Annotated in this window: 22 protein-coding genes and 3 pseudogenes; 4 read left to right on the forward strand and 21 right to left on the reverse strand. The window is 60.6% G+C overall.

The window, feature by feature from the left end; all coding sequences use genetic code 11:
• Nucleotides 1-2 precede the first annotated feature (2 nt).
• Both ACP156_RS21760 and ACP156_RS21765 read left to right on the forward strand, forming a co-directional pair.
• Nucleotides 3-1451 carry an N-acyl-D-amino-acid deacylase family protein gene (locus ACP156_RS21760; protein ID WP_425053492.1) on the forward strand — a complete coding sequence of 483 codons (1449 nt, stop codon included), beginning with the start codon at nt 3-5 and terminating at the stop codon, nt 1449-1451.
• A 127-nt stretch (nt 1452-1578) separates the two neighbouring features.
• Nucleotides 1579-2586 carry a LacI family DNA-binding transcriptional regulator gene (locus tag ACP156_RS21765; RefSeq protein WP_425053493.1) on the forward strand — a complete coding sequence of 336 codons (1008 nt, stop codon included), beginning with the start codon at nt 1579-1581 and terminating at the stop codon, nt 2584-2586.
• 19 nt (nt 2587-2605) lie between these two features.
• On the opposite strand, the gene ACP156_RS21770 is transcribed toward ACP156_RS21765, so the two are convergent.
• From ACP156_RS21770 to ACP156_RS21800, 7 genes are all read right to left on the reverse strand, one after another.
• On the reverse strand, nt 2606-3337 hold the full coding sequence (locus ACP156_RS21770) for an SIS domain-containing protein (protein ID WP_425053494.1): 732 nt from the start codon (nt 3335-3337) through the stop codon (nt 2606-2608).
• On the reverse strand, nt 3334-4854 hold the full coding sequence (locus tag ACP156_RS21775; protein WP_425053495.1) for an FGGY-family carbohydrate kinase: 1521 nt from the start codon (nt 4852-4854) through the stop codon (nt 3334-3336). Before ACP156_RS21775 ends, ACP156_RS21770 begins: the two co-directional genes overlap by 4 nt.
• A gap of 204 nt (nt 4855-5058) precedes the next feature.
• Nucleotides 5059-6258, reverse strand: a complete 1200-nt coding sequence (locus ACP156_RS21780) for an FAD-dependent oxidoreductase (RefSeq protein WP_425053496.1) — start codon at nt 6256-6258, stop codon at nt 5059-5061.
• 14 nt (nt 6259-6272) lie between these two features.
• A complete protein-coding gene (locus ACP156_RS21785) occupies nt 6273-7613 on the reverse strand; it encodes an amidase (RefSeq protein WP_425053497.1) in 1341 nt (446 codons plus the stop codon).
• Nucleotide 7614: 1 nt separating this feature from the next.
• Complete coding sequence (locus tag ACP156_RS21790) at nt 7615-8295, reverse strand: GntR family transcriptional regulator (RefSeq protein WP_425053498.1); 681 nt, start codon at nt 8293-8295, stop codon at nt 7615-7617.
• 5 nt (nt 8296-8300) lie between these two features.
• A complete protein-coding gene (locus ACP156_RS21795; protein ID WP_425053499.1) occupies nt 8301-8684 on the reverse strand; it encodes a cupin domain-containing protein in 384 nt (127 codons plus the stop codon).
• 35 nt (nt 8685-8719) lie between these two features.
• A complete protein-coding gene (locus tag ACP156_RS21800) occupies nt 8720-9418 on the reverse strand; it encodes a DUF2848 domain-containing protein (protein ID WP_425053500.1) in 699 nt (232 codons plus the stop codon).
• 293 nt (nt 9419-9711) lie between these two features.
• On the opposite strand from ACP156_RS21800, the gene ACP156_RS21805 reads away from it, so the two are divergent.
• Nucleotides 9712-10710: a TAXI family TRAP transporter solute-binding subunit gene (locus ACP156_RS21805; protein ID WP_425053501.1), complete on the forward strand. Its 999-nt coding sequence runs from the start codon at nt 9712-9714 to the stop codon at nt 10708-10710.
• 75 nt (nt 10711-10785) lie between these two features.
• A complete protein-coding gene (locus ACP156_RS21810; protein WP_425053502.1) occupies nt 10786-12654 on the forward strand; it encodes a TRAP transporter permease in 1869 nt (622 codons plus the stop codon).
• Between the two features lie 267 nt (nt 12655-12921).
• Here ACP156_RS21810 and ACP156_RS21815 read toward each other — a convergent pair whose 3' ends face one another.
• The 14 genes and pseudogenes from ACP156_RS21815 to ACP156_RS21880 form a co-directional block, all read right to left on the reverse strand.
• Nucleotides 12922-13626 (reverse strand): IS6 family transposase, encoded by a 705-nt coding sequence (locus ACP156_RS21815; protein WP_425053503.1) that lies wholly within the window; start codon nt 13624-13626, stop codon nt 12922-12924.
• Nucleotides 13627-13682: 56 nt separating this feature from the next.
• Nucleotides 13683-13931, reverse strand: a pseudogene (locus ACP156_RS21820) (IS21 family transposase); the annotation flags it as partial.
• A 189-nt stretch (nt 13932-14120) separates the two neighbouring features.
• Complete coding sequence (locus tag ACP156_RS21825; protein WP_425053504.1) at nt 14121-15266, reverse strand: DUF2235 domain-containing protein; 1146 nt, start codon at nt 15264-15266, stop codon at nt 14121-14123.
• Between the two features lie 9 nt (nt 15267-15275).
• Complete coding sequence (locus tag ACP156_RS21830) at nt 15276-15596, reverse strand: hypothetical protein (RefSeq protein ID WP_425053505.1); 321 nt, start codon at nt 15594-15596, stop codon at nt 15276-15278.
• The gene (locus ACP156_RS21835) at nt 15572-16276 is read right to left on the reverse strand and encodes an IS6 family transposase (protein WP_425053506.1); all 705 of its coding nucleotides are present in this window, start codon (nt 16274-16276) and stop codon (nt 15572-15574) included. The genes ACP156_RS21830 and ACP156_RS21835 overlap by 25 nt, the downstream gene beginning before the upstream one ends.
• 115 nt (nt 16277-16391) lie before the next feature.
• Complete coding sequence (locus tag ACP156_RS21840) at nt 16392-16634, reverse strand: hypothetical protein (protein ID WP_425053507.1); 243 nt, start codon at nt 16632-16634, stop codon at nt 16392-16394.
• Nucleotides 16635-16824: 190 nt separating this feature from the next.
• Nucleotides 16825-17454, reverse strand: a complete 630-nt coding sequence (locus ACP156_RS21845) for an RES family NAD+ phosphorylase (protein WP_425053508.1) — start codon at nt 17452-17454, stop codon at nt 16825-16827.
• Entirely contained in the window at nt 17451-18338 is an 888-nt protein-coding gene (locus ACP156_RS21850; RefSeq protein WP_425053509.1) for a hypothetical protein, read from the reverse strand. Before ACP156_RS21850 ends, ACP156_RS21845 begins: the two co-directional genes overlap by 4 nt.
• A 9-nt stretch (nt 18339-18347) precedes the next feature.
• Nucleotides 18348-21191, reverse strand: a complete 2844-nt coding sequence (locus ACP156_RS21855) for a hypothetical protein (protein WP_425053510.1) — start codon at nt 21189-21191, stop codon at nt 18348-18350.
• An 87-nt stretch (nt 21192-21278) separates the two neighbouring features.
• Nucleotides 21279-21479, reverse strand: a pseudogene (locus ACP156_RS21860) (hypothetical protein); the annotation flags it as partial.
• A 60-nt stretch (nt 21480-21539) separates the two neighbouring features.
• A pseudogene (locus ACP156_RS21865) lies at nt 21540-22246 on the reverse strand (IS6 family transposase).
• 149 nt (nt 22247-22395) lie between these two features.
• The gene (locus tag ACP156_RS21870) at nt 22396-23148 is read right to left on the reverse strand and encodes an SDR family NAD(P)-dependent oxidoreductase (protein ID WP_425053511.1); all 753 of its coding nucleotides are present in this window, start codon (nt 23146-23148) and stop codon (nt 22396-22398) included.
• A 24-nt stretch (nt 23149-23172) separates the two neighbouring features.
• Nucleotides 23173-24813 carry an ABC transporter ATP-binding protein gene (locus tag ACP156_RS21875; protein ID WP_425053512.1) on the reverse strand — a complete coding sequence of 547 codons (1641 nt, stop codon included), beginning with the start codon at nt 24811-24813 and terminating at the stop codon, nt 23173-23175.
• On the reverse strand, nt 24813-26246 hold the full coding sequence (locus ACP156_RS21880) for an NAD(P)-binding domain-containing protein (protein ID WP_425053513.1): 1434 nt from the start codon (nt 26244-26246) through the stop codon (nt 24813-24815). The genes ACP156_RS21875 and ACP156_RS21880 overlap by 1 nt, the downstream gene beginning before the upstream one ends.
• Nucleotides 26247-26264 lie beyond the last annotated feature (18 nt).

Here is a 26264-nt window from a genome sequence, read left to right on the forward strand (position 1 = left end):
CCATGACTTCCGAACAGACCCTTTGCTTCGACACAATCATCGCAGGGGGCACGGTCATCGACGGCACCGGCGCACCCGGACAGCGGGCCGACGTCGGCCTTGTGGGCGACCGGATCACCGCTGTCGGCAACCTAGACGGCGCGCATGCCGGCAAGCAGATCGACGCCACGGGGCTGACCGTTGCGCCGGGCTTTATCGACTGCCATACCCACGACGACGGCTACCTGCTGACGTCGCCCGATATGTCGGCCAAGGTCAGTCAGGGCGTGACCTCGGTCGTGATCGGCAATTGCGGCATCTCGTTGGCGCCCACCTTCGGGCGCCCACCCGCCCCGCCGATGAACCTTCTCGGTGCGGACGAGCTGTTCAAATTCAAGACGTTTTCAGGGTTTCTTGAAGCGCTCGACGACACGCCTGCCGCTGTCAACGCGCTGCCTCTCGTCGGTCTGACCACATTGCGCCGGTCGATCATGGACGACCTCGAAAAGGCCGCCACGCGTGACGAAGTCGCGGCAATGCGAAAGCTGTTCGAAGAGGCGCTGGAGGCCGGTGTGCTCGGCTATTCGACGGGGTTATTCTATCCCAACGCCGCCGCCTCGACCCCGCAGGAGGTGGTCGGCGTGGCAGAGCCCGCCAAGGGCATGGACATTGTGTACGCCACCCACCTACGCAACGAGGCCGACTACATCATGCCTGCGTTGGAAGAGGCGTTCAGCATTGCTCGCCGTCTGCAGTCACGGTTGGTCCTGTCGCATCACAAACTGATCGGCGTCCAGAACCACGGTCGCGCAACCGAGACGCTGGGCCGCGTGCATCGGCAGCGGTTGACGCAGGACATCGCGCTGGACCTGTACCCCTACACCGCCGGGTCCTCCGTGCTGAACCTCAAGACGGTCGAGGATACCGAGCGCGTGGTCGTCAGTTGGTCGGACCCCCACCCCGAGATGGCGGGCCGCGATCTGGAAGAGGTCTGCGCCGAGTGGGAGTTGCCGCTGGACGCGACCATCGAACGGCTGTCTCCCGCCGGAGGCATCCTGTTCATGATGGCGGAAAAGGACGTACAGGAAATTCTGCGCTATGAGGCGACGATGATCGGCTCGGATGGCCTCCCGAACGACAAGTTTCCGCATCCCCGACTGTGGGGCACCTTCCCGCGCATCCTCGGCCACTACAGCCGGGACCTTGGCCTGATCGACCTACCGGAGGCCGTGCATCGGATGACCGGCCTGACCGCGCAAGTGTTCGGGCTGACCGACCGGGGCCGCATCGCGCCCGGCTGCAAGGCCGACGTGACGCTGTTCGACGCGGTCCGGGTCCGCGACCGCGCCGACTGGGCCACGCCGACCGAGCCTGCCGAGGGCATCGCCCACGTTCTGGTGAACGGCACGACGGTCTGGACCGAAGGACAGTCCACCGGCGCCCGCCCCGGCCAGACGGTTCGGCGGGGCTGAACCGCGGCTCATTCCGGGGTTCCCCCGCATTCCGAAATGGCGCAGAACGCCGATCCGGTGTGGCCGCGGCTAGCATTCCGCCGCAGCACCCGCGATAAAGGGGCGACAGGCGAGGAAGGACGGCACGATGCGGCGGATGACGATGGCGGACCTGGCACGGCTGGCCGGGGTTTCGGCGGCGTCGGTCTCGCTTGCCCTGCGCGGCAGCGAGAAGATCTCGCCCGCAACCCGCAAACGCATCGCCGACCTCGCTGCAGAGCATGGATATGTCTACAACCGTGCGGCGGCACACCTGCGGATGTCGCAATCCACGATGATCGCCATGTGCCTTCACACGATCGTCAATCCCACGGTCTCGGCCATTCTGACCAGCGCGCAGAGGGTGCTGGCGGATGAGAACTGGTCGATGATGATCGGCGATTCCGAGGATGACGTAGCGAAGCAGCAAAGGTTCCTATCCAGCGCCATCGAAACGAACATCGCGGGCCTCGTCCTGAGCCCAGCGGCCGGAACGACGCAGGAGCACCTGCGCATGGTTCAAGACCGTATCCCCCTCGTGCTCGCGTCGCGTTCGGTGGTCGACGCCGACATCGACACCGTGCGGATCGACTTCCCCACCGGTGTCCGGCTGGCGATGACCCACCTCGCCGAGTTGGGTCACCGCCGGATTGGCTGGATCGGACGCAGCGCCGAAACCGGCACCCGCCCCGAAGGACATGTCCACTACGTGAGGATCATGGCTGAACTGGGCATGACGCCGCCGCCGGAGTGGACCGAATTCTGCCACCCCGACCGCGAAAGCGGCTACCTCGCGATGAAACGGATGCTGGCCGCGGTTCCCGATCTCACAGCGGTGCTATGTTTCTCGGACCTTCTTGCCGTTGGCGCGCAGCGCGCCGCACACGAGGTTGGGCGCGCCCCCGGGCGAGATCTCTCCATTGTGGGTTTCGACGATATCGACGAGGCGCGGTTCGCCACTCCGCCGCTGACGACTGTCCACATCGACTACGACGCACTCGGCGCGGCGGCAGTGCGGCTTTTGCTGGCCCGGATCGACGATCCGGACGCTCCGCGGCAGGTGGTCGACATGGCGCCAAAGCTGCTGGTCCGCGAAAGCACCTGCCCCACGACCTGAACCTTATTCCGCCGCGCTCCTACAGGTGCGGGTTGCGGTCGCGGTACTTCGCAATCAGCCGCGCATTGATCTCGTCCGCGCCTTCCATGTTGGCGCTACGGTAGACCGGCACGTCCTCACCCCTGTCCACCAACCTTTGCGCCACGTCCGCGAACAGCGCGTTCAGCAACGTCGCGCCGATCACCGTCGACACCGGCCCGACCCGCATCTCGCTGCCTTCCAGCGCGATGGCGGCGTCGCCCGCCGGGCCACCGTTGTCCAGCACGATGTCGGCAATGTCGGCAATCCGCACCCGCCCGCGCGCCGCGTGGGCCGAATAAGCCTCGGAGGTCACCGCCACGACAACGGCCCCGCGTTGCTTTGCCAACTCCGCAGCCTCCACGGGCGCAACGTTCACGCCCGAGTTGGACACCACGATCAGCATATCGCGGTCTCCTACGCCGTAGCGGTCGAGGATTGGCGCCACGATACCTGGCAAGCGCTCGTAGACGGTCCCCGCAACCGCGCCGTCCTGCACGGTGGTTGGCCCCGACAGGATCGGCACTGTGAAGGCCGGACCACCGGCGCGGTAGTGGGTTTCCTCGGCCATCGTATGCGAGTGCCCGGTTCCGAACACGAAGACCCGCCCGCCCCTGTCCAGCACCTCCAGCACCGCCTCGGTCGCGGCGGCCATCGGCGCGGCGGCGCTGTCGCGCAGATCCGTCAGCCGGGCGAGAAGGTCGTCAAAATATCGGGCGACGGTATCGGTCATTCGGGGGTCTCCATATCTGCGGCGGCAAGGACGGCGTCGCGTCTTGCGGAATAGAGGGAATGGGCCGCGCGCCATGCGACGGCTTGGTCGCCAAGCGGGGCGATAAGCCCCGCCCGAGGCGGCGCCATCGCGGTGAAGCTATCCTTGTCGGAGACGACCATCGTTGCGGCCAGCATCGCCGCGCCGAGGGCGCCGAACTCGCTACCGTCGGGCACTTTCACGGTGCGGCCCAGAGCATCGGCGATCATCTGCACCCATGTCTCGCTGCGCGCGCCACCTCCGGCGATCAGCACTGGCGCGACGGTATCGGATGGTGGCAACAGATTTACGAGGTCGACGATGGCCAGCACGATCCCTTCATGCACCGCCCGCAGGACGTCGGCCCGTCCGTGCGTCGGGGTCAGACCAAAAAAAGTCCCCCGCGCCCCGGTCGAGACCTTGGGCGCGATGATCCCGCTTTCGCTGAGGTACGGAAGGAAGGTCACGCCGTTGGCCCCAACCGGCACTTCGCGCACCAGCGCCTCGGCTTTCGCGTAGCGCTCTGGACCGGAGGGCCAGTCAGGACAGAACAGGTCCAGCGCCCAATCCAGCGCCAGTGTGCCCGCAACATTCACCATCGCACGGAACCACGTATCGCCGGGCAGCGGGAACAACAGCCCCAGCCCCGGCGGCGTGAAAACGGGCCGGTCGGTAGCGACGCCCAACATGCAGGTGGTGCCCAGAATGATCGAGACGGTCCCGGGCGCGCGCCCGCCCATCCCCGTCACCCCTGCCGGCACGTCGCCTGCGCCTATGGCGACCGGGGTTCCCTCGACCAGCCCCGTGACGTGCGCGGCCTCAGGAGTCACCCGCCCCGCGCATCCCTCGGAAGGACGCACGGGTCCCAAAAGATGCGCCAGCCCGTTCAGCCCGAACAGCGACAGCATTCGCGAGCTAAACCCGCGCGCTTTCGTGTCGCCCGGTGCGACGCTGGCTTCGGTCTGGTCGGCCGCGATCTCGCCGGTCAGGCGGAAGCGCAGGAAGTCCTTGTAGCTGATCGCGTGACGTGCCCGCGCCAGCGTGTCCGGCGCATGGTCACGCATCCATGCCAAAAGCGGCAACGTGCAGCCCTGCTGCAACGCACTGCCGGAACTCGCGAAGATCGTGGCGGGCATATTGGGTTCGGCGGCTTCCATCGCTTCCAGCAGCAACTGTGCGCGGGAGTCCTCCCAGTTTATGCCGGGGGCCACGGGCCTTCCGTCACCATCCAGCAGCCACAGCCCCACCATCGCACCCGTCAGCCCGACCCCGGCGATGCGCGACGGCGCGATGCCGGTCTCGGTCCACAGATCGTGAAGAACCGCGCACAGAGTGCCCCAAGCCAGTTCGGGATCGACCTCGACCCGGCGCGCCTCGGGCCGCGACATCTGCAGCGTCCGCGCTACTTTGCCAACCAGTCTTCCGCGCAGGTCGAACAGCGCGGCCTTCGTCACGGAAGAGCCGGCATCGATTCCAAGAAAGAGTGGAAGGTCTGTCATGTCAGGCAAGGTTAATCGTTAAACCATGCGTTAGCAATCTGGCATCAGAAGTCCAAGGTCGATTGCGGAGCAGCAATTCGCACCCGGGTCGCGACACTCAGTGCGCCGCCGGATACCACCCCCAGGCTTGCCGGCCGAGGAACACCACGCGCCTTCACATGTGGCGTTTCAGGCTTCGCTCGACCCCAATGCCATTCCGACCGGTCAGCCCAGTTCGGCCGCCCGCGCCAGCGAGTTGAACATGCCAATGCGTTGCAGGAAGGTGCGCCGCACGTCCGCGTCCTCCATCCGGCGGGCCATTGCATCGCGATAGGCGGCGCGGTCCTCGGAGGTTTTCGCTTCGAGGTCACGCTTGTTCTGGATGGTTATGGTCTGCACGTGTTCCTCGGTCACCTGCCGGCGCTGAAGGTCATAGCGTGTCAGCTCCTCCTCGCCCGCGTCGCCGTTCCAGACCGAGACCATGCGGCCCGTCAGGTTCACCGCATCGTGGATGCCGCCGTTCATGCCCATGCCACCCAGCGGGTTGTTGATGTGCGCGGCGTCCCCGGCAAGGAAAATGCGCCCCTGCTGGAAGGTGTCCGCCACGCGCTGATGCACGCGGTACAGCGTCCGGTGCTCGACCGGCAGATCCATCTCGGTCTCGGGCAACACCTTGCGCAAGAGACCGTCGCCATAGCCGGGCTCCAGCGCCTGCTCGTCGGACATATCCTGAGGCACGGGGAACATCACGCGCCAAGCGGTCGGGATTTCCAGAAAGAAGTTCCATTGCTCCGGATCGGCCACGTAAGTGACAGTATCGAGGTCGGGCACCAGGGCGCGCAGGTCCGCCGTGGTGGTCACGACAAGGAAGCGTTCCGCCCAGGTGAAACCTTCAAAGCCAATCCCCAGGGTCTGGCGCACAACCGAGCTTGCGCCGTCGGCACCGATCAGCCACCGGCCGGTCCGGGTGCGGGCGGCATCGCCCTCGCCCAGCGTGATCGTCACGCCGGCGTCGTCCTGCGCCACCGATTTCACCGGGCTGTCGAAGCAGATTTCGAAGTCGGGCTCGCCGGTCAGCTTCTCGAGCAGCGCGCGGCACAGGCGCCACTGTTCGCACTGAAGCCGGTACGGGTGGCCCGTCAGGTCCCCGATCTCGCTGAAGTCAAACCGGCCCAACAGACCGTCAGAGCGCGACCGGTACTGAACGTAAGGCGCGGCCAGCCCCTGTTCGATCAGTTTGTCCGCCACGCCCAGCTCGGCCAGCATGTCCAGCGTCGGCGGGTGGAAGGTCGAGGCGCGCGACTGGGTCGACAGATCGCTTCCGGCCTCGAATACGGTCACGGGGATTCCCGCCTGCACCAGCCGTGCCGCGGCGACCATGCCGACAGGGCCGGCGCCTGCGATGAGAACTCTGTTTTCGGTCATGTCTTCCTCGTGGATCAGTGTAAGAGAATATCGGCGAGGTGCAGCGCAAGGCCCAGCACCTGAGCATCGGCGCCGGCGGCGCCTGCGACCGACAGGCCCACCGGGGCACCGTCTGCACCGCGAAGCGGAAGGCTGGCCGCACAGCCGCCCAGAATGTTGACCGCCGTCGGGTTCCGCAGCATCAGCAGGTTGGCCGTGCCATAGGCCCCGTCGTCGGCAAGGTCTTCCATTCGGGGCGCGATGGTCGGGACAGTCGGCATCAGAAGGCCGTCATAGCCCTGCATCTCGGCCTCCAGTTCCGCGATGTAGACGGCCCGCGCCGCATCGAGCCGGTCCTTCGCATCCGCCGGCAGGTTGCCCGCGGCAAGGATACGCGCCGACACGCGCGGGTCGAAGGCGTCAGGGGTCGCGGCCAGCCGGTCCTTCTCGGAGGCGAAGGCTTCGATCCCGGGATAGGCGCCGATCTTGCCCATCTCGGGCAGGCGCTCGAAAGCCGCGACGGTCTTGCAGTCCAGCTTGACGCCGGCGGCTTCCAGCCGGTCCAGTGCAGCGGCGAAGGCAGTGGCGACGGTGTCGTCGATTCCGCCGGTTACATAGTTGCTGGGCACAAGAAACCCTGGCGGCGTGTCGTAAGTCGCTGGCGACACGTCTGCCCCGCTCAGGATGCCGTGCAGCAGCACACAGTCCGCGATGGTGGGTGCAATTGGGCCGATGGAATCCAGCGTCGGTGATAGGGGATAGACACCGGCGCGGGACACCTCGCCCTGCGTCGGCTTGAACCCGGCAAGCCCGCACAGCGCCGCCGGGATACGGACAGAGCCGCCGGTGTCGCTGCCGATGCCAGCCGCCGCCATGCCGTCGGCGACAGACACCGCCGCGCCCGAGGACGAGCCTCCCGGAATGCGCCGCGCGGCGCGGTCCCACGGGTTCGCGGGGGTGCCATGATGCGGGTTCAGGCCCAGTCCGGAGAACGCCAGTTCGGTCATGTTCGTGCGCCCCACGATCACCGCGCCTTCGGCCCTCAACCGTGCGACGACCTCGGCATCCGCCTGCGCCGCCGGATCGCTGGCCAGCGCCACCGAGCCCGCCATCGTCACGTAACCCGCGATGTCGAATAGATCCTTCACCGAAACAGGCACCCCATCGAGCCGTCCCAGAGGTTCGCCCGCCGCCCGGCGCCGGTCAGAGGCTTCGGCCTCGGCCAGCGCGGTACTCGTGAAGACATCACGGAACACCCGCGCGCCCTCGCCCGACGGATCCGCGATGCGGTCCAGTGCAAGGTTCGCCAGTTGCACACTTGTCGTATCCCCTGCCGCCAGCGCAGCAAGGCAGTGGGTCACACCCAGTTCCAGCATGTCAGATCACTTTTAGAATTGTACTTCGGAAGGACTTGATATGAGCCTCGGCGGCCTGCTGCGCCCCTTCCGGATCGCGGGCGCCGATAGCGCGGAGAATGGCCTTGTGCTCTTCGTGTACCTGCTCGACGTGTGGGGCATCGCTTAGCGACAGGAACCAGAACCGCGCGGACCGGTCCTGAAACTGGTCTAGCACATCGGCCAGCACCCGGTTGCCGCCCACCCGGTTAGCCCAAGAGTGAAAAGCGCCATCCAATTTCATCAGCGCTTCGATTCGGGCTTCTCCGGCAAGCTCGGCCTCTGCTTCGGCCAGGATCTGGCGCGGATAGTCTAGCTGGTCCTGCGTTACGCGCTCGGCCGCGCGGGCGGCACAATAGGGCTCCGTCACGAGTCGCGCCTCGATCAGTTCGGCGATCTCGTCATGCAGCACCGGTCGCACGCGGACGCCCTTGCGCGGCAGGATGTCAACGAGTTCCTCCTGCGCCAGCCGGTGCAGGGCATGGTGGACCGGCGTCCTTCCGATCCCTAGCTCCTCGGACAACTGCACTTCGTTCAGGCTCGCCCCCGGCGGAAACGCAGTCGTGACGATGCGATGCTTGATGCACTCATACGCCTGATCGACAAGCGAGACCCGCTTGCCGTCCTTGCCGGCACCTCCATCGCGACGAACCAGCGGAGCCATCCGGGTCAGTCCTCGTAGTAGTGGATTTCGAAGAGCACACAGCCGTTCTCGGACTTGAACGGCCCATGATAGGCTCCCGGCGGCCGCGAGGCGTAGGTCGGGCCGGTGAAGGACTCGCCACCCTCGCCGTTCTCGTCATTGCCCACAGTCAGGTCGCCGGAGACAAGAAAGACTTCTTCGAAGTAGTCGTGCACGAACGGCGCGGTCGTGTAGACACCCGGCGCGAAGCGCAGCAGGCGCGACCGGTTGCCCTTGCCGTTTTCCTCGTCGAGACTGCCCGCCAGAATCTTTTGCTGGATGCCTTCCGGATAGCCGGGCGGAACTTCCCACCCCTCGGCCATCGAGACCCGGAAGAATTCCAAGTGCGGTTTGCTCGTCATATTGCTCATCGTGTGTCCTTCCAATTCTCAGTCAGCCAAGCCCGTCAGTCGGCGATCTGCAAGCCGTTCACGCCGAACTCGTGACGAAGCGTTCGTCCAAGCACCGGGTCAGTTAATTCCAGCGCCATTTTCTCGGCGAAGTAGAACTCGCCGATGATCGGCACCGTGCCGCAGAACATCACGGCGCCGGGCCCGAACGATCCACCTTCTTGTGCGTATTGCTCCAGCAAGGTCTCGGGGGACATCAACCCGGCAAGCGTTCCATCTTGGTACAGCTGCCATTCGCCGTCGCGCCACACCAACGAGCGCAGCACCAACTGGTCCCAGTGCCCGCGCAAGTCGTCGAGCCTCCAAAGGGCTGGACCGACCGGCTTGCCGCAAATCTGCTTGGAGAGCGTGACGCCCACCGCTTCCAGCTTGCGGTCTGTGTGATCCGATCCGATCCCGACGCACAACTCGCCATTCACGTTCACCAACACGACCTCGGCTTCGCCGGTCGCCTCGCGCCCCACCACATCCATCGAACCGTCGACCGTTACCAGCGACGGGGCCAGACGATAGAACATAGGGGTGCGGCGCGGGCGGGCGACGCCGATCTCTTCCAGCTCCCTGATATGGGCCTCGACCGCAGCCGAATCGCGGCCGGCCCATCCGGCGATCACCAGCGCGGCGGGCTCGACGCTCAGCGAGATCGCCTCGCCGGAGGCAGCAGTACACTGGAATTCCAGGGAGTTGGTAGACATGGGATCTCCGCGTTCGTTTGTGATATATCACTGTATGGCCGGCGGTGTGATACTCGTCAATGCCAAAAAGATCTTACCGCCAAAAGCGTCAGAAATCGCATACTCACACACAGGCTCTTGTGCGTGAAGTGCACATAATTTCATCTTGTTTAGCAAATATTACCCATATTTTTTTGGACTATCCGAATTATCCACCACCCCCTTGCGCGAAAAAGGTTGATAAGTCATCACTGTGAAGTATCACTGATGCATCTGCTCGCCTCACGGCAGTCAAAACAACAGGAAGGTCTCTTATGTTCCTCAGAAATTGCAGCATTGCCGGGCTGACGGCCCTTGGCATTCTTACCGCCACCGGCCCCGCAGCCGCGCAGGATCCGGTCGAACTGACCGTCGCCTCGTTCCGCGCCGGATCCAGTTGGTTCGTCTATTCCGCCACCATCGGCGAGATCCTCCGCGACGCGCTGCCGGAAGGCTCGACAATCGACACGCCCCCGCTGGGCGGCGGGCATGCCAACGTGCGCCTCGTCGGCGCGGGACAAGCCGACATCGCCCTGAGCCACGCAATGACCAACCGCTGGGCTGCCGAAGGCATCGTCGCCTATGACGCCCCGATCGAGAACATCCGCGCCCTGATGGGCGGTCTCGACACCTACTTCCTGAACGTCACCGCCGCTGGCGCCGAGCCGGGCACGACGGTTTCCGAATACTTCACGGAAGTGAACCCCGAGGCCGTGATCGGCCTGAACCCTCCGGGCAGCGTCGCGACCTTCGCGGGGGAATTGCTTCTCGCCGAAGCAGGCGCCTCGAAGGACGAACTTGAAGCTACTGGCGGCCGGTACAGCTATATTCCTATCCCCGACACCACCTCGGGCTTCGCGGACGGCACTGTCGACGCCACCCCGCAGATGATCACCATCGGCCACCCGATGACCACCGAGATCTCGCAGACCTCGGACGTCGTGCAACTGACGCCTTCGCCGGAACTGCTGACCACGATGACCGAGAAATACGGCTTCGGCACCGCCGTGCTTCCGGCTGGTTCGTTCCGCGGGCAGGACGATGAAATCACCCTGCCCTCGTCCACGACGACGCTGATCGCATCGGCCGAAATGTCCGACGATCTCGCCTACACCATCGTCAAGGCGCTAGTCGAGAACGCGGAACGCCTGGCCGCCGGTCACGGCGCGCTGGCCGATTTTGACCCCGAGAACGCCTGGCGCCCGGAAGTCGTGAACCTGCCGCTGCACCCCGGCGCGGAACGCTACTTCCAAGAACGCGGCTGGATGGACTGACAAAAGACGGCCCGCGCGTTATGGCGCGCGGGCCCTTCGACCCTGAATACTCGGAACCTGTCCGGAGCCCCCTGAATGAAACTCTTCGCAACCGCCACGGCCCTCGTCTGGGCGCTTTTCCAGGTCTGGATCTGGTGGGACAGGGAACTGGACCTTCTTTTCGTGCGCTCAGCCCACCTCGGGCTGGCAATGGCGACCGGCGCTACGCTGATGGCCGCACGCAGCGCCCGGCGGGCGGAACAGGTGATTTTGCTACTGGTCGCCGCGCTATCGTTGATCGCACCACTGTACCACTATCTTGGCCACGACCGCTGGCTCAGCCGCATCTCCGGCCTCGACCCGGTCTACGCGATGGACTTCGCCGTCGCCGCCGTTCTGCTTCTGACCCTCGGCGCTGTTGCCTGGCGGCTGGTCGGCAAGGGTATGGTCTTCGTCGTGGCCGCCTTCATCCTGTACCAGTTGTTCGGCGGCGCCCTGCCCGGTGATTTCGGGCACCGGCAGGACAGCGTCGCGCTGTTCGTCGACCAGCAGATCATGACGATGGAAGGTCTTTACGGCATCCCGCTGGGCATATCGGTCTCGGTCGTCTTCTACTTCATCCTGTTCGCCGCGGTGTTCGAGCTGTTCGGTGGAGGCAAGATGATCGTCGATCTCGCGCTGGCCATGACGGGCCGCTACCGCGGCGGACCCGCGAAAGCTGCGGTCGTCGGCTCCGCACTGACGGGTCTGGTCTCGGGCAGCGCGGTTGCCAACGTCATGAGTTCGGGCATCTTCTCGATCCCGCTGATGAAGCGTGCTGGCTACAAGCCGACCTTCGCCGGCGCCGTAGAGGCCGTCGTGTCGACCGCCGGACAGATCATGCCGCCGGTGATGGGCGCTGCAGCCTTCATCGTGGCGGACATGCTGCGCATTCCCTACACCCAGATCATTACCGCAGCGGCCCTGCCGGCATTGCTGTACTTCGCCTCGGTCTTCATCACCGTCGACTTCACCGCCCGCCGCGACCGGCTGCCACTGCTGTCGCTGAACGAGATGACACCGGCCATGCAGGTGTTGCGCACCTACGGCCACATGCTGCTGCCGCTGGGCTGGCTCGCGTGGCGCATCGTCAGCGGCTACAGTGTCTCGAGCGCCTGTATCGAGGGGATCATCGGCACCGTCGCAATCGGCAGCCTGCGCCGCACGACGCGCCAGAACGTCAAGGACATCGTGCTAAGCCTCGCCACCGGCGCGCAGCGCGCGGTGACCGTCGCCATCCCCTGTGCGCTGGCTGGCGTGATCGTGGGCGTCGTCGCCTTCACCGGCATCGGCACCAAATTCACCGGCATTATCGTCGACCTGTCGGAAGGCTCGATGGTCTTTGCGGTCCTGCTGACCATAGCGGCGGCCATCGTGCTGGGCTTCGGCATGCCCACCACCTCGGCCTACGTCATGTCGGCGATCCTGCTGGCGCCCGCCATGGTCAGCATAGGCTTCGACCCGCTCGCCACGCACATGTTGCTGCTGTACTTCGCTGTGCTCGCCATGGTGACGCCCCCGATCGCGCTGGCGGCCTATGCGGCTGCGGGCATCGCGGACGCGCCCGCGAACAAGACCGGATGGGTGGCCTTTGGCCTGTCGGTGCCGGTCATGCTGATCCCTGTCATGTTCCTGTACCGCACCGAGCTGCTGATGATCGGCTCTGCGCCCCAGATCATCGGAGCGACGCTCATCACCATCGTCGCTCTGGTCGCGTCGTCAGCCGCCTCGACCGGATGGCTTTTTGCCAGCCTGTCCCTGCCCTTGCGCGCCCTGCTTGCGGTAAGCGCGATCCTGATGGTGCTGCCGCGGGACAGCTTCCCCTATTGGACGATCGGCAGCGCTATTCTGGCGGCGGTCGGCATATTCTACTGGATACGCCGACCGCGCGATCCGGTGGAAATGGGATTCGAAGTCCAGGATTGACGCTTCCCCACCGTTGCCGCGGTTCTGTCAGACGAATTAGAACTTGTTTCTACAACGACAGGATGACTTTCCCTTATAATGTGCAGAGCATTGTCAGAGAAATCGCATCTGACTGCCTTTCTGCTTCGCCTCTTCCGAAGAGAGGACGCAAAAAAGCTGTTCTGTAAGGGAAAACGCCTTTCACATTGCGGCAGCGACAAGGAAACCAGCCGACGGTGCTGCCAGACGAATTCGAACCAGTCTACGCATGGACAGGATGGCTGCCCCTTATGCCGCGCAGAGACCGCGCCACTCGAGGAGAGCGGCGGCGCGGTTCTTCTTGAAATGGCCGCGTGAGGTGAGGCTGCGCTCCAGATTGAAATGATTGTGGACAGAGGCGTGGACGGATGCGAATTTCTGCAGACTTCGCATCCGCCGAAAGCGGAGCATCGCCCGTTCACGTCGTCGAAATGGCTGGTGCGAATTCTCACCACGGTTGTTCAGCCAACGGCCAGTTTCCTGGCGATCGGCCGCTCCGATCTCCCTCAGTGCAGCGCCGTAAGACCGAAGCTTGTCGGTCACGAAGACATCTGCCCGACCGTGCTTCTTGATGGCTTTCTTGAGAAATTTCAACGCGGCCTTCTTATCACGGGTCTTCGTCACGTAGCTTTCCAGCACCTCGCCTTCGTGATCTACGGCCCGCCACAGATAATGCGTCTCGCCGTTGATCTTCACGAACACCTCATCCAGATGCCAGCGCCAGTGGCTGGATCGCATGCCTTCGATCCGTCGTTTCCGGATCTCTGAGGCGAACAATGGGCCGAACCGGTGCCACCAAAACCGGACGGTCTCATGGCTGATGTCGACGCCACGTTCATGCAGCAAATCTTCCACGTTTCGCAGCGAAAGCGGAAAGCGGATATACAACATGACCGCCAAACGGATGACTTCCGGGCTGGTCTTGAAATACTTGAACGGGTCGCGTTTCGTCATCCGGCGACGCTATATAGCCCCCTGCCCCGCCCGCAAGCCAAGTTCCTCTGACACTACCGGGGCAGTCGCTCGCGCTTGGGCTTCCGCGCGTTCGCCGTCAACATCTCGTCGAGCAAGTCTTTCCAAGGTCCGATCTTCGGCAACGGCTGAATGGTTCGCTCGTAGGTGAGCTCCGTCGCACCCGATCGGATCACCTTGCGCACCGTGTTCCGCGACACCCGCAGTTCACGGCAGATCTGCTTGATCGACTTCTTGTCCTGAAAATACGCCCGCCGGATCTTCGCTATCGTCTCCACGACCAACATCCCACACTGTGCTCCCCGATGACCTCGGGGGCATCATCCACATCAGTGTAAGGGGGTCATTTTTGGACGCCGATCACCCCTCTACGGGGTCAAAATTGCACGCCGGTTCACACCGTAGCGGTTGCTAGATAGGGTACAGGTGAGCGTGACTCGTAGGAGTATCGGGACAAACGACAGTCCTGCGGGCGCTCATTCGCCGTCGACGATATGCTCCTCCGGTAGATTTCCCGGTTTCCGACCTCCTTCGAAAACCGAATGATGGATGCACGAGCCTGAAGGGATGCGCCGAGGTTCCATTCTCGGAATGATCCACCCAAAGACGTCTCGTCTCGTGGAGTCCGAAGGCTTTCTCCGCGGAACGAATTCCAGCAGACGCCAGCCAACGCTCATGGAGTCATTCTCGTCCGAGGTCGGATCTGGGCTAACGTATTTTCCGTGATCGGCCTTTCCGAGAACCAGTTCATTTACGGTTCGTGTCTTGTAAAGCAGGCCAAAGTCTTTCGTTTCTTCGATCATCCAATGTAGCGGGATCTTGGCCAATCCAGCTTCCTCTTCCGGATACCCGCCTCCGATATCGCCATGGACACCAGCAAACCACACTTCCTTGAAATCTTGCGGCGTTCCGTCAGTGTCATCAAATCTGTTCGCGCTGAATGTTTGACCCCCGGCCCAAAGCTGAGGCCTGAACATCGTTCGTCGATCGGAAATAGCCACAGCATGACGCACTGCCTCAACGGAGGAATTGTTGCGCGTATGGGCATGGCTGCGCAGGCGAGGCAGAGTGCGACCACTCTCGATGACAGATGCGACGGTATCAAAAAGTCCGAGCAGTCGTACGGGTGGGCGGTCCGGCCGCATGACCCTCTCGAACAGACGCATTTCGGCGAAGGCGCCCTCGCCGCCGCTGGAGCCAATGCGCTTGTAGGCCCTGTAAGCGTAGTCGAGAAGATTAAGGTTTCTCGCTTCCATCAAACCGAACGTGTGAAGGAAACCCGCCAGGACGCGGGCCGAGTACGCACCGCGCGAGAACCCGAAAATGTAAATCCTATCGCGCTCCCCGCCATCGCTGCGCTCGTAGTTCTCGACAAGAAATTGATAGGCTTGCTTCACATTGGCATCGAGCCCCCACCCCGTTGCCATACCCCAGATCTCAACCGCCTTTCGCCAAAGATGAGACCAGGCCCCTTCAGCGCCGAAGGTTCCCACGCCTGGATCATAGTAGACGAGCTGCTCTTCGTTCTTCGTCAGCGTCCCATATAACCGAAGGATGTTGGTCCGGTCGGCTGATATTTCATTTGATGTGCCGTCAAGGAGAATGACGATATTCTTTGGCATGCGCGTTCCTCATACTACCGCTTCGAGCCGTTCTTTAAACTCGCGCATCCAGGACTGCGCCATGGCGGAATAGGGCTGATCTTCGGCACACATCTCTATCAGCTCGGCAAGCGTTCGGTCCCCGAACCCGTCCACCTGCAATCCCGCGCGTTTGATGTCCGAGTCTGCATTCCTCTTCAACTTTTCAGCCAGGAGTTTCAGATCGATTGCGAGATCGGCCAGAAATTCCAGCCGGCGAAGAAGGCGCGTGCGGGTGGTGTCAGACGAATTCGAACTCGTAGCTACAAGGACAGGATGGCTGTCCCTTATGCTGCGCAGAGATCGCGCCATTCGGCCAGAGCAGCGGCGCGGTTCTTCTTGAAATTGGCTCTGGAGGAGAGGCTGCGCTCCGAATTGAAATGGTTGCTGACAGAGGCGTGGACGGAAGCGAATTTCTGCAAACTTCGCATGCGTCGGAAGCGCAGCATCGCCCGTTCTCGTCGTCGGAATGGTAGGTGGGAGTTTTCCGCGCGATTATTCAGCCAACGACCTGTCTCCTGGCGATCGACGGCACCGATTTCCCTCAGCGCCGCGCCATAGGACCTGAGCCGATCAGTCACAAGGGTTTCCGGCCGACCATAGCGCTTCATTGATTTCTTTAGAAATTTCAGGGCCGCCTTCTTATCGCGTGTCTTGGTGACAAAGCTCTCCAGGACTTCGCCCTCATGATCGACCGCCCGCCACAGATAGTGACGCTCCCCGTTGATCTTCACGAACATCTCGTCGAGATGCCAGCGCCAGCGACTGGACCGCATGCCGACGACCCGGCGCTTCCGGATCTCGGCCGCGAACATCGGCCCGAAGCGAAGCCACCAGAACCTCACTGCCTCGTGGCTCACGTCGATGCCGCGCTCGTGCAGCAGATCCTCGACGTTTCGAAGCGAAAGCGGAAACCGGATGTACATCATGACAGCCAAACGGATGATCTCGGGCGATGTCTTGAAGTAGCGAAAAGGGGAACGTTTCGTCATCCGGCGACGCTACTCAGGCCCCTGCCCCGCCACAAGGCATGTTGCTCTGACACTGCCCGTCGTCGTATTCCATACCCATTGGGCTAGTCCTCCGTCGCTGACATGAACGCTACTATCAATTCTTGTGTTCAAGAAACAGTTTGATGAACGAGAACGAGAGGTGGAGCGCCGTTACCAAACATTCGCGTAGGTCGCAGCATCGTTCAATTTGCTCGAAGCGGCCAAGCGGCGCCGCGGCGACCAAGTCCGTCGAATGGGCAGGTTCGGTATCGTTTCCGGCCCAGTCCTGCTGTTCAAAGCGACCGTCGATCCGGCACCGCACCGTCACCGAAGCGGCCATTCGTGCAACGCGCAGCATTTTCGCGGGTGAAGGTCGGCAGTGCGGGCCAAGCAACATTGCGCTGCGGGTGCGCGAATGGGAGCGCGTTTTAGCGAAAACTTTTTCGATGCACTGTCAAACACATGGCTTGAGGATGCAAGCTAATGGGGTATTCCCCTCGGATCGTTAACCATGTCGCCCGGGATCAGATCTTTGAGGCAGACTGACGTTAACTGCCTTTTGGTTTATATTCTCCACGCTCGAGAACTTCTCCTGGTGACAATCCCTCTAGCGAAAAAAAAGTGCAACATGAGCCGCCGGGATTTCGTACCGATGGCGAGATAAGACCATTAACGTCATGCGACTTCCGAACAGATGAAGCAAACTCCCGGCATTCCTTGTGGTTATCATCGGTCAATTTGCACGTGTTCTCCTGATCCACGAAAGTTCGGATATCCATCATTTGAGTAGATGCTTCCAAGCTGAAAAGAACGTATCCAAACGGTTTGGTGGCACTAGAAAGGTAGTGGAAACGCTCCGCTTTGGCGGTTTCTTCCTCTTTCGCCGTGTACACTGCGCCTTCATCGGCTCCATTGAAACGTTGGGGGTCAACGGACTCCCCTTCTTCAACTTTGTCGAATGTCCACCTAATGTTACTCGCGATACGCGCCTGGTCTGTTACTTGAAAATCTTGACGGTGTGCGGAGATATATCTGTCAACGAAGGCTTTTGGTATCGAAGTCGGAAACTGCGCTCTGATGTGTTGTTCTGCAACATCGGCGTCAAAGATGACTTCAGCAACGCACCGAGATTTCGGGCGCTCCTTTAACACCCGTTGCCACCGCTTATCTTCAGTCATTTCATCAAGACTCCACCGAGCTTCGATTGAAGTGTCGATTGGAGCTTAATCAAATCATTCGTCGAGCCCAACAGGAGTTCAAACCCATTCTTTCGTGATGTACCAATTCGCAGCTGTTCCAGATAATATTTGAACTCACCTTCATGAAACTTCACAGCCAGCATCGCGACGATGTCTAGTAGGATATCGACTTTCTCATCTGGGAGTGTGCTCGTCTCAAAAACCCGAAGCGGTGGCGACGTTCTGCCGACTGTGCCAAGAAAGACTTGGATTTCTTCTGGACTGAAATCGACACGATCCGCTAAAGACAGAAACAACTCACAATATTCTTTGGGGCCCAGAATTGCGTCCGGAACATGATGGTCAGATGAGCGGGAAAAACCAAAACCAAGCTCCAACATCTTCTCGGCAAGCTTCTCTGCTATCTCGGTTCTCTTGATAGTTTCAATCGGTTTTTTGCTTCCATCCACTTGCAAAATGGAGGTGATGCCACGCAATTCCTGGTGGCTTGAGAAAATGAGAATGGGCAACGATCGGAAGTCAAAACCACGCTTCGGCAGAACCTCTCCGAGCAGCTGTGGGCCGCAACGATTGTTATCCACCGGAATGTCTGGATGTCCAAGAAAGCCAAAATCCGGCCAAATATCACAGTAAACATCAAACGCGACAAACGCATATTCTTCGACCGAGGCGCCTTCTCGCGACAACTCCTCGTCAAGCTCGGAGAACCCCGCGCAACGCACAAAATACAAGTCTGTTTCTGTGAAACCGTCAAGATAGTCAAAAGTTTCCCCGTCGTCGAAAATTAGAACGCGCGATCCCGTTTTTGTACTTGTTGTGAAGGACTTTTGGGACCCGCTTGTATCGGTGGCACGCTCAGCCATTGAATAAATTTACCTTTCTCGTCTTTCTGCCGCAGTACGGACCAAGTTTTTCGGAAACACAAGCGTTAAACGGTGCCAAGTCCAGTCCGCATGTGGCTCGTTGAGTTCCTCATGGCCATAAAGAAGTTCGCATCCTAGAAATTTCGTAGCGATAACTTTGGCGTAATAAAGACCGTATCCGCTGCCGGGGTATTCCAGCTGCCGAACCATTCGTCCACGCGCTTGATCTTGCATCATTTTTCGCTCTTCGTGGGTGTCTAGTCTCGGGCCAATGTTGGATATTTTGATCCCAAAGTTCGAAGTGGACCGTTCGGTAACAAGTATACTTGACTGCGGCCTAGCGTACTTCAGGGCATTGTTAGCAAGAGTTTGGAGCACCTGAATGAGGCACCACTCCTCCGCGACCACGTCCACGTTAGGTAAAGAGAATTTTTCCGGCAGATGAACATCGTTAGTCTCGACGGTCCCTTGGGCAGTTCTCAAAGCATGGTTCAACGTATCCTGTATAGACGTTTGTGGTCTACCTTGTTCTTCCCAAGCTTTAACCACGCTTGCTGCAAATCCAAAGTTGGGCTCACCTGCAAAAACTGGGTCTATCTCTGTACCTTCTAGTGCGGATGTCATTCTCTCAATGCTGAGTGTATGTTTAAGGTAATCTGAATAGTAAATTCTTGCATTCCAGCGATCGTTGTCGGTGAGCTTTCTCGTCTCCAGCCTACGCACGATCGGTTCAAGTTTTTTGTTCGACCACTTTAGGCCGCCAACTGACTTCTTGAACTCATGGGCTGACCTTTGGCGAATACTATTCTCCCACGTTTCCTTCGAATATATTCCACCAATTGTATTGCCAATTGTTTGACACACGAATCTGACCATAGCCTGCCAGTTCTCTTGTGCGACCGGCACGTGTATTGGTTCGATCACAACAACGCCGTGATTGACTTCTTTGATGCCAGATTTCCACGGAATTCGTGCCAATATAAGCTTATTGCTGACATTCGGCCGGTTTGGTATCATCCGGGATTGCTCAGTAGCATCTAAGAGATGCACGTCCTCTTTTTGACCACGAAAGTCATCTAGGCTCGAAGACTTCGACACTTGCGTCGCATCGGTGAGCTGCACTAGATCTCCACGATCGACGTGAAGAAACACCCGATCAGATCCACCCTCCTCTCTCGTCAATATAGCTAGAGACTTCGCCCCAAGAAGCCGCTGCATCACGTCACCGAGATGTTCTCTTTGCAACGAGAAACCTTCCGGGTTCGTGATGGCGTCATTCAACTCGCCTACTGCAGAAAACACCTCTCTTTGAGAAACATGCGGCGCAAAGACACTGATGGCTTCTTGTATCTTAGCACGTACAGTCTCTCGAAACGCATGCGGCATGATACTGACAAATTCGATCACACCCCAGAAGATTCCGGAGATGCGTATAGGGATTGCACAGGCTGAACGGCCCCAGTCTTCATCTGGATGGTCTCTGGGATAGGAAAGCGTTTGTCCCGTCGGACGCGCGACGCCTGTTTCCTGATTGAAGTACACGCAATATTGCTCAATGTTTGACGTGAACGCACGGATTGCGATCGATTCGTGTTGATTTGCTTCGCCCACGAGTTGCGTAAGATGCTTCGCCATCTTGCTGGGGCGATCATCGGGCGACTGAAACCGACTGTACTGAGCATAGCTCACAAACTCTGTTTTTAATTTTTTCGCGCGCACCCTATAAATGCTGCACTCATCTGCATTAAATAGAAAGGTCAGATAGCGCGCCAACCTTTCACCGAAGGGCTTCTCTGTTTCGTCTGGTATTGTCCCTGAGTGATACTGCAGCCATCCAATGAGAAGTGTTAAGGATTCTGACACAAAGATCGACCAGTTGCGAAATCCGAGCGAGGCGCGAAGACGAGCTGTGTCTTCAACCACAGCCCCAGATGTTTCTGTTAACTCAAAAGACTTCTGTTCTCGTTTTAAGGTTGCCGTCATTGCGACGGGCTCGCCATCTTCAACGAAAGACCTGAAGTTGAATCGAGTTTCCTTCTCCGAAGTCGTCAGCAGATCGTAGGCTGCTGCGGCAAGCTTGCTGTAGAAGATGGGTGCGCGCTCGTGTTCATTGACTGTGTCAGCCACACCCTCCAAGTGGTCTATGATTTTTCGAGATATTGTAGCTTCGTAGACAAGTTGCGTTTCAGAAATCTTGGGCCTTACGAATGCACTCCTAAAAATCTCCTCATGTGAACTTAATAGCCCTGTTTTTGCTCCTGATTTGAGAGCACCAATCCGTTCGGTTAGTTGCATTTCGAAAGTTGCGACCGAACTGCGAAGCGCTTCAAAGGACGTCGTCGACGAATTCGTGTCTGCTGGTCGATCCGTCGCCGTCGGGCCAAACATCAAAATGCCTGAGTTAGATTGGCATAGCGCCAATCTGAAGCCAAAGTCTTCTTCAAACACATCCCAGGAATAGACCTTTGGATCTTCGACAAGCTCGCCAGACCGATGGTAAAGTGTGTGCAAAAGGAACAATCGAACCGAATAATGGTTCATCAAGATACGAAACAGCGGGTGAGGAAAAGAAGGGCTCAGGATCACAATCTTTGAGAGAATTACTCTGGCGAAAGCATACCAGGCAGAAATATTCTCATCCAATACCTTCAAAAACTCACCAAATCGAAGGCCATCTTTGGGCAGTGCCAGCTTAGATTTTTCGAGTTCGGTATCGACAATACTGACGATCTGAGGATGGATAGTGGTCGTCGGAATTCCGGATTGATGTGCGCATGCGCTTTGCACCTGAGAGAGGCCGACTGGTCGCGGCTCAATGCAACCCAAAATACCAGAATCAAGAACAGAGGGCATGAGGTAACTCGCGGCCTAGCTAATATCTTTCATACTTTATTTATGAGATGGAATGTTATCCGAATAAAGCTCTATTTTCGTTGCAGACTACCAGACGCGGTGATTCGCACAAGTTCGGATGAGTTGCCAGTACAGTGCAGCACCTTGATGTAGCTTGGTGTTCAGTCTCGGCATCTGGCGGATCGGAATTAAGATGAAGCGATCTGGCTCTGAAGTCCAGATTTTGCAGATGTACTCGTACGGCGTGAGGCCGCTGAGCGTCTTGAGCCTGCGGGCGAAGTTGTAGGCTGCCATGGGTGCTGTCAGACGAATTCAAACCAGTCTCCACAAGGGCAGGATGCCTGCCCCTTATCCCGCGCAGAGACCGCGCCACTCGGCCAGAGCGGCGGTTCGGTTCCGTTTGAAAAGGCTTCGAGCCGAGAGGCTGCGTTCCTGGTTGAAGTGGTTTGAGACAGAGGCGTGGACGGCGGCGAACTTCTGCAAACTTCGCATCCTTCGAAAGCGAAGCATCGCCCGCTCCCGTCGTCGAAATGGCAAGTGGGAATTCTCCGCGCGATTGTCTTCCCAGCGCCCTGTCTGTTGACGATCTTCAGAACCGAGGACGCGCAGCGCCGCCCCATATGACCGCAGACGGTCGGTTACGATTCCCTCAGGCCGACCATGCTTGCGCATTGCTTTCTTGAGGAATTTTAACGCCGCCTTCTTGTCTCGTGACTTGGTGACAAAGGTCTCCAGGATTTCACCCTCGTGATCTACGGCGCGCCACAGGTAGTGCGTCTGGCCATTGATCTTCACGAAAACCTCGTCCAGGTGCCAACGCCAACGGCTCGATTTCATGCGCTCGATCCGGCGCTTTCGGATCTCGGATGCGAACATCGGGCCGAAGCGATGCCACCAGAAGCGAACCGTCTCATGGCTGACTTCGATACCCCGTTCATGCAGCAGATCCTCGACATTGCGTAGCGAGAGCGGGAAGCGGACGTACAGCATCACCGCCAGGCGGATGATCTCTGGGCTCTCGTCTTGAAATAGCGGAAGGGGCTGCGTTTGGTCATCTGCGAACGCTAGCCAGCGCCCTGCCCCGGCTCAAGCCAAGTTCGTCTGACAAGACCCTGCCCTGACAGAGCCCTTGGCCTAGAGTCTTGTTCGGTGTTTTCGTCCGTGACCACGGTGGTTATCCTGCCGTGGCCACTATAGTCATATGTTAGGCCGTGTACCCGCCGTCGACCGCGATCACCGATCCTGTAATGAACCAAGCTTCCTCGCGCGCGACGAATTCGACCATGCCGGCGATGTCCTCGGGCTCGGCCAATTCCTTGATCGCGCAGAAGGTCAGCATCTGCTTCACGCGAGGAGAGTCGTAGTCGCCCAGCATGTTGGTCTTGGTCGGACCGGGATTCACGAGGTTCACCGTGATGCCGTCTTCGGCGTAGTCATGCGCCATGGCCTTGGTCATGCCGACAAGCGCCGCTTTTGTCGTGGCGTATACGGAGCGGCATTTGCGCGGCACCCGCACGGCGTTGGTGGTGCCGATCGAGATGATCCGCCCGCCCTTCGTCATGTGACGTGCGGCGGCCTGAGCGCCCACGAAGGGCGCCCGGATGTTCACGGCCATCGCCCGTTCAAGCACCTCAAGATCGACGTCCTTCGCCAGCGACTGGTCGCCTACGGGCGCGTTGCTGACAAGGATGTCGAACCGGCCAAATGTCTCGGCCACCTTGTCGATCGTCGCAACGACCGCCGCCGCATCCGCCGAGTCCAGTTGAAGCGGCAGCGCCCTGCCCTCGGACGCGCCCAGTTCCTCGGCCAGATCCTTCGCCTGTCCCGCCGATTCCGACCGCGCGTGAGTGATCACCACAATGGCGCCTTCCGACGACAGCCGCCGTGCGATCGCCGCACCGATCCCGCGGTTCCCGCCCGTGATGAGCGCGACCCGTCCGTCCTGTTTTCCTGTCATTTGGTCCTGTTCCTGTCCTTGCGTTTATACGGCTGGCGCAGCGGCAAGCTGCGTCGCCCCCGTCAGCCCCAAGTGACCCGGCGCCGAAGACAGCAACAGCCGGGTATAATCGTGCTGCGGGTCCGCGAAGATCCGGGCGGTGGGGCCGTATTCCACAACCTCGCCTTCCTTCATCACCGCGACCTCGTCGCAGACTTGCGCGGTGACTCGCAGATCGTGGGTGATGAACACCATCGACAGACCCAGCTCGTCCCGCAGCCTGCGGAACAGTTGCAGCACCTGTGCCTGGATCGAGACGTCCAGCGCCGACACTGCCTCGTCCGCGACGAGGATCTTGGGATCGAGCGCCAGTGCCCGTGCGATGCCGATGCGCTGCCGCTGGCCGCCCGAGAACTCGTGCGGGAAGCGGTCCATCGCCTTGGCATCCAACCCCACGAGCTTCAGCAACTCCTCGACGCGTTCCATAGCCTCAGCCCGAGGTTTGCCGTGCACGGTCATCGGCTGGGCGATCAGGTCGCCCACTTTGCGGCGTGGGTTCAGCGAGGCATAGGGGTCCTGGAAGACCATCTGCACCAGCCCCGCCTTCTGGCGAAGCTCCGGCCGCGACAAGGCGGTGAAGTCGAGATCGTCCAGCAGCACCTTGCCGCTGTCAGGATCGGTGAGCCGCACCAGCGCGCGGGCCATGGTCGACTTGCCCGAGCCGCTTTCACCGACGATGCCCAGCGTCCGGCCCTTGGGAAGGTCGAAACTGACACCGCGCAACGCGTGGACGACGCGGCCATTTCCGAACAGCCCGGCGCTGCCGAAAGTCTTGACCAGATCCCTGACCTGCAACGCCTTTTTGTCGGTGGGAGGCGGCGTATAGGCCGGCGGCTCCATCCGGGGCACGGCGTCGATCAGTGACCGGGTGTAATCGTGCTGCGGATTGCCCAGCACTTCGGCGCCGGTCCCTTGCTCGACCACGTTGCCATGCTTCAAGACCACGACACGGTCGGCGATGTCCGCCACCACGCCGAAGTCGTGGGTGATGAACAGGACGCCAGTGCCATTGCGCTGTTGCAGTTCGCGGATCAGCTTGAGGATCTGAGCCTGCGTGGTCACGTCCAGCGCTGTCGTCGGTTCGTCCGCAATCAGAAGGTCCGGATCCAGCGCCATCGCCATCGCGATCATCGCCCTCTGGCGCTGCCCGCCCGACAGTTCGTGCGGATAGGCGGTGTAGGCCTTGGCCGGGTCCGGGATGTGAACGGCTTGGAGAAGCTCGATGGCTTTCGCCTTTTGTGCCGCCCGGCTCATTTTGCTGTGCAGCCGGAACATTTCCGAGATCTGCGTCCCGATCCTTTGCAGCGGATTCAGTGCCGTCATCGGCTCCTGAAAAATCATCCCGATCCGAGGTCCCCGGACCTTTCGCATCTGCTCGGGCTTCAACTTCAGCAGGTTCTGCCCGTCAAGCTCGACGGTTCCGGCCGCGACGCGCACGCTAGGTGGCAGAAGGCCCATGACGGTGCTCGCCGTCATCGACTTGCCCGATCCGCTTTCACCAACGACGCAAACGATTTCGTTCCGCGCCACATCGATGGACACGTCCCGCAGTGCCAGCGTGCGGTCGCCGCCCTCGGGCAGTTGCACGCTCAGACGCTTGATTGAAAGAAGTGGGTCGTTCGCCATCATGCCTCTACCGGGGTGAGGTTGGACTGGCCCGTGAACTCCGAATGTTCGAAGCCCTCAAGCTGGGTGATGTATGTATCGGCGTCGGCGAGGTAGAGCGCCTGCACGATGCCCTCGACCACGCGGTGGCTGGTGAAAGCGCAGCCATTCATACCTGTGTAACCGGGACCGACGCTGACCAGCGACGCGTTGTTGGGAAGGATAAGGTTGCTCAGCACCCGGTCCGCCTCGGGCGTCCGGCCACGGCATTCAAGGTTCGGTCCAAGGTACGGGTGCCGCCCGATCGCGCGATCGATGGACGTGTCTTCAAGATCGGCCACGTCGCTCCACAGCAGGATGTCGTCGCGCAGGCTGGAGAGGTAGTCGACCTTTGCAAGATCGGACTCGAAGCCGGTACCGAAGATCAGGAAATCGGCCTCGTGCTTCTCGCCCTTGGTGGTGGTGATCACCAGCGAGCCGTCCGCCGCCTCTTCGAACCCAGTCCAACCAGTCGCCATGTGGAAGCGGAAGTTGTCGAAGGCCTCGCAGCGCTCGATCGACCACAGCGGAGGCGGAACCGAAGTCTCGAGGTTCTTGCGCACCACCCGCAGGCGCTGCTGGTCGTCCATCAGCGGGAAGCTTCGGAACATCCCTGCGAATTCGAGAAACCGCAGGTTGTTGCGTTCCGGGTGAACGGGGCGGCGTACGTACTGCGCGACGCTCGCCGCGCCATGGTCAAGCGCAGTGGCGGCATTGTCCAGCGCGGAGGCGTTGCCGCCCAGAACCGCCACTCGCTTGCCGCGCAACTGCTCGAAATCGAAAATCTCGCTGCTGTGCTTCCACTTGGAGGGGTCGATGCCCGACATGTCGAAGGGCATGCGCGGCCCGCCTGCCCCGACCAGTCCGGTGGCTGAGACGACCTTGCGCGCGACAATAGTCTGCTTGCCCTCGGGCGTCTGGATTTCCAGTTGCAGGCCCATCTCATGCGGCAGGACATCCAGCACGCGGGTCTCGTTGCGGACCGGAACGTCGAAGGCTTTACGCACCCAACGCAGGTAGTCCATCCACTGATCCTTGGGGATCAGCCCCAGTTCCTCATATGCGCCGGCGCCATTCAATGCCTCGTACCATGCGCGGAAGGTGGCAGAGGGAAAGCCGCCGTCCGGACCATGCAGGCGTTTCTCGGTACGCAGCGTGTGCATTCGGGCATAGGTGACCCAAGGGCCTTCGAAACCTGCCGGGTTCTCGTCCAGAACCGTGAAGTTCTCGATTCCCATCCGCTTGAGCCGGACCGACACCGCAAGCCCGGCAAGGCCAGCGCCGATCACCACCACGTCCAAAACCGGCAAGCCTTCGGTGGTAGTGTACTTTACCGGCCAGACGCGGTCGGGATAGGCCATCGTCTCCCGCTCCCAGGCGAGCCGGGCTTCCAGTTTCGCAAGCGCGTCGCTCATGTTCGGTTCCTTTCGCGG

Origin of the sequence: Psychromarinibacter sp. S121 (genome assembly GCF_049801035.1) — a bacterium.
In the GTDB taxonomy this organism is placed as follows: Bacteria; Pseudomonadota; Alphaproteobacteria; order Rhodobacterales; family Rhodobacteraceae; genus Psychromarinibacter.